General features: G+C 70.8%; 3 protein-coding genes and 1 pseudogene. 1 reads left to right on the top strand and 3 read right to left on the bottom strand.

Features of this window, described 5'->3' with window-relative positions:
* Window positions 1-132 precede the first annotated feature (132 nt).
* The gene (locus AC04L7_RS13480) at window positions 133-1,521 is read right to left on the bottom strand and encodes an MATE family efflux transporter (RefSeq protein WP_435996383.1); all 1,389 of its coding nucleotides are present in this window, start codon (window positions 1,519-1,521) and stop codon (window positions 133-135) included.
* A 102-nt stretch (window positions 1,522-1,623) separates the two neighbouring features.
* Here AC04L7_RS13480 and AC04L7_RS13475 point away from each other — a divergent pair, with 102 nt between their 5' ends.
* Window positions 1,624-2,850 carry a DUF3667 domain-containing protein gene (locus AC04L7_RS13475; RefSeq protein WP_435996381.1) on the top strand — a complete coding sequence of 409 codons (1,227 nt, stop codon included), beginning with the start codon at window positions 1,624-1,626 and terminating at the stop codon, window positions 2,848-2,850.
* Window positions 2,851-2,892: 42 nt separating this feature from the next.
* Here the strand turns inward: AC04L7_RS13475 and AC04L7_RS13470 are convergent, their stop codons facing one another.
* Window positions 2,893-3,489, bottom strand: a complete 597-nt coding sequence (locus tag AC04L7_RS13470) for a DUF3106 domain-containing protein (RefSeq protein ID WP_435996379.1) — start codon at window positions 3,487-3,489, stop codon at window positions 2,893-2,895.
* Window positions 3,476-4,190: pseudogene (locus AC04L7_RS13465) on the bottom strand (hypothetical protein); the annotation flags it as partial. The gene AC04L7_RS13470 and the pseudogene AC04L7_RS13465, both read right to left, overlap by 14 nt.

The following is a 4,190-nucleotide window of genomic DNA, read 5'->3' as shown; positions in this document are numbered from 1 at the left end:
CGGGTGAAGTTCATCACGTCCCACAGGCCGACGAAGAACGCGACGATCGGGCTGCGACGGGGTGCGGGTGCGACTTGGCTCATGGAAAGCTCCGGGAAACTGGGGCCACTGTAGCGTGCGGCGGCGGGGCTTTCATGCCCCGTTGGTCACCGTTGGCACGGCCGGCAGCGCCGCGTGGCGCCGGCTGCTGCGCTCGAAGCGCCAGCCCAGCAGCACCGCCGCGGCGGTCAGGCCCACGATCAGGCCCAGCCACATGCCCTGCGGCCCCCAGCCCAGCACCAGGCCCAGCCCGGCACCTAGCGGCATGCCCAGGCCCCAGTAGGAGACCACCGCCAGCCACATGGGCACGCGCGTGTCCTTCAACCCACGCAATGCGCCGGCCGACAGTACCTGGATGCCGTCCGGGAACTGGAACGCCGCCGCGAACAGCAGCAACGTACCCGCCAGCGCGGCCACGGCGAGATCATCGGTGTACAGCGCCACCACCAGGTCGTGGCCCAGCAGCAGGAACATTGCGGACATCGCCTGCGTGGCCAGCACGATGACATAGCCGGCATGGGCAGCGCGGCGGATGCCCTGCACGTTGCCCGCCCCCACCGCATGCCCCACCCGCACCGTCGTGGCCTCGGCCACGCCCATGGGAATCATGAAGCACAGCGCCGACACGTTGATGGCGATCTGGTGCGCCGCCGCCGGCGTGGCGCCGAGGCGGGCGATCAGCAGYGCGGTGACGATGAAGAGGCTGCCTTCCATCAGCACCGTGATGCCGATGGGCAGGCCGGTGCGCAGCAACTGCATGATCGGTGCCCGGCGCGGCGGCTCGAGGTGCGCGAACAATTGAAGGTCGGCGAAGCGCGTCGATCGCGCCAGGTAGATCGCGAAGGCGGTCGCCTGCAGCCACATGGTCAGCGCCGACGCGACGCCGAGGCCACCCGCACCCATTTCGGGGAATCCGAACTTGCCGAAGGCCAGCACATAGCCGGCGGGCGCCAGCACCAGCAGTCCGCCGAAGCCGAGGATCATCGTCGGCAGCGTCCAGTGCGTGCCTTCGCTGAGGTAGCGCATGCAGAAATAGAGCGTCAGCGCCGGCACGCCCCAGCGGATCCCGTGCAGGAAGGCGGTGGCGCCGGGGATGATGTCGGGCGCGATGCCGAATGCCGCGAGCGCATGCGGCGCCAGGCTCAGGAAGGCGAACATCAACAGGCCAAGGCCCAGCGACAGCCACAGCGCCTGCCGGAACAGGGGGGCGATCTCGCTGCGCCGGTTCGCACCATCGAGTTGCGAGACCGAGGCGGTCAGCGAGATCAGCGTGCCGATCGGCACCATCATGGGCAGCCACAGCAACGCGGTACCCACCGTCACCGCCGCGAGCGTGGCGGTGGCGTGGTGGCCGGCGATGACGTTGTCGACGAAACCGATCAGTCCAGTGGACACATGGCCCAGCACCAGCGGCAGGGCGAGCGTGGCCGTCGAGCGCACTTCCTGGCCGAAGCGCGGGGTCGGGAGAGCAGGGGAAGACATGAGGATCAACCGCCGGACTGCGGCCGCACGGTTTCGCGCTGGCACCGGGTCACGGGAGGCCGGTATCTTACCCGCTCGCCACCCGCACCGTTCGAACACCCCATGACGTCATCGCACCCCGCCGACACGGTGCACGCCCGCGCGTGCGAGAACTGCCAGACGCCGCTGCAGGGCGGGTTCTGCCACCAGTGCGGGCAGAACGCGCACAACCCGCTGCGCAGCTTCGGGCATGCGGTGGAGGAGGTGTTCGAATCGTTCTGGCACCTGGACGGACGCATCTTCCGCACACTGCGCGCGCTGATGTCGCCGGGGAAACTTGCCAACGCGTACCTGTCCGGCCACCGCGCGCCGTACGTGGCGCCGCTGCGGCTGTTCGTGATCCTGGCCGTGCTGACGTTCTTCGTGGCCAAGCTCACCCTGCACGCCGAAGACCTGGCGAACGTGCAGATCGCGCCGCCGTCCGTCCCCGCGGCGGCCGACGGCAAGCCCACCAACCTGATGGCCGCCCCCGACCGGGGCGGCGTGGATTTCAGCAAGGCCGCCACGGTCGAGGACGTGCTGAAGCTGCGCGACGAAACGATCGATGGCCTCGTGTCGGCACGCGCCAGCCTGCCGGCCGGGCTGGGCTTCGTGCGCAAGCCGATGGAAGACAACATCTTCTCGACGCAGCGACTCGCCCGCGAGCGCATCGCCGAACTGCAGCCCGACCACCCTGCGCTCGCCCTGCCCGACCGTTTTCCCGAGGGCCAGCCGTTGCCCGAGGTGGCCGCGCAGCCCCTGATCAGCGTCGGCGACAAGCCGTTCGATGCAGAGACCAACCCCGTACGGCTCAGCGGACTGCCCGACTTCGCCAACCGGTGGCTGAGCCGCAAGCTCGCGCGCGCCGAGCAGAACATCCCGCGCATCCAGCAGGACCCGTCGCACTTCTTCAACCTGCTGATCGGCTCGGTACCGTCGGTGTTGTTCGTACTGGTGCCGTTGTTCGCGGTGCTGCTGAAACTCTTCTACATCGAGACGCGGCGAGGTTACCTGGAGCACCTAGTGGTGGCGCTCTACAGCCACGCCTATCTGTGCCTGTGCCTGCTGGCGATCTTCCTGTGCGCRGGCATCGGCCGACTGCTGCCCGAGGGCGCCTCCTGGCTGGTGCGCATGGCGCAGATGCTGGTCTTCTGCTGGATGCCGCTCTACCTGTTGTGGATGCAGCAGCGCGTGTACCGCCAGCACGGGGTGGTGACGCTGGTGAAGTTCTCGGTGCTGGGCACGGTGTACTTCATCATGCTGGTGATGGGGGCCATGTACCTGATGCTGAGTACGTGGGCGAACGCGTAGCGCGAGGCGAGCCTTGCGCCCTCGCGTGGCGACGCCGCCCCGTTACCGATCGCGCCGCTGCCGCAGCCACGCGCGGCGCTGGCCCTCCGGCACCGCCAACAGTTCACGGCGGAAGGCATCGCGGTCCTGCGGTGGCAGGCGCTGCGCCAGGGCGGCCAGGTCATCGCGCTGTTCCGCATCCAGTCGGCGCAGCACCGACAACAGGCCCTCGCGTTCGGCCGGCGGCACGTACGCGAACAGCGGCTGCAACCGTGGCCAGTCGGCGCCGAGTTCCGGTCCAAGGCGCCAGCCGCGTCGCTGCATGGCGTCCAGCACGCTGAACTGGGTGCGCAGCGCCGCCTGGTGTTCCGGCGGCAGGCCGGCGATCTCGGCGGCGGCGGCACGCAGCCGGGCGCGCTGCACGTCATCCAACGCCCGCCAGGCGGCGTAGCGCGCGCGACGGTCCTCGCGCTCGTGCGCGGGCAAGGCGTCCCATGCCACGCGCCGCTGCTGCCACGCGGCCTGCGCCAGCGGCGACATCGCGGCCCAGCGGGCGGCATTCGAGGCCTCCTGGGCGGACGACGCACCGATGCCCGCCCACAGCACGATCACGGCGATCGCGCGCAGGGCCGTTGCCCGCCTGACGTCAGCGGGCGGCATCGGTCGCGGCTCCCGCGTCAGACGTGGGCGCGCCGGCACCCGCCACGTACCAGGCCAGGAAATCCGCCTCGCGCGCGAGCGCTTCGCCCTCGGGGTCCGACAGGAGGGCAAAGTCGGCATGAGCGTCGGCGGTGGCGATCCCGGCGGCGCGGCCAACGGGCGCATCGGGGGCGGGTAGCGGTTCCGAGGTGATCACCGGATCCGCCGGAAGCGCCGCGACGCCTTCATCAGAAAGCGCGCTCACGGCCGGCAGCGACGTTGTCGCCCCCGGTGGCGACCCACGCCACCACCACAGCCCCGCGCCGGCCGCCGCGAGCAGGAGGAACGCGAGCAGCAGGATCCAATACCGGCGGCGCGCGGCCGGAACCGCCGTTGCCGGTCCCGCCTGGGGTGCCGGTGGTGTGATGCGAATCCCTGCCAGGGCCTCTTCCCGCAGGCGCGCGAGCGTGGCGAGGCGGTGGTCCGGCAGTTCCCGCAGGTGCTGCTGGATCGCCTCGGCCAAGGCGCGCCAGGCGCCCGCATCGGGGTATCCCAGGGAGTCGCGCGGGCAGGCGCGTGCGAGGGCATCGCGGTACGCAGCGTCGTCGAGACCTAGCGCGGCGGCGGCTTCGACTTCCTGCAGGCCGCCGGCGAGCCTCAGCAGCAGCGCAGCGCGATCGGCGGCCGCCGGCCGGGCAAGGGCGGCGAAGCCGTCCGCCCAG

The sequence above is a fragment of the Pseudoxanthomonas sp. LjRoot204_2 genome (genome assembly GCF_056175765.1).
The sequence above is the reverse complement of the archived record's forward strand: the minus strand, read 5'-3'. Positions and strand labels throughout refer to the sequence as shown.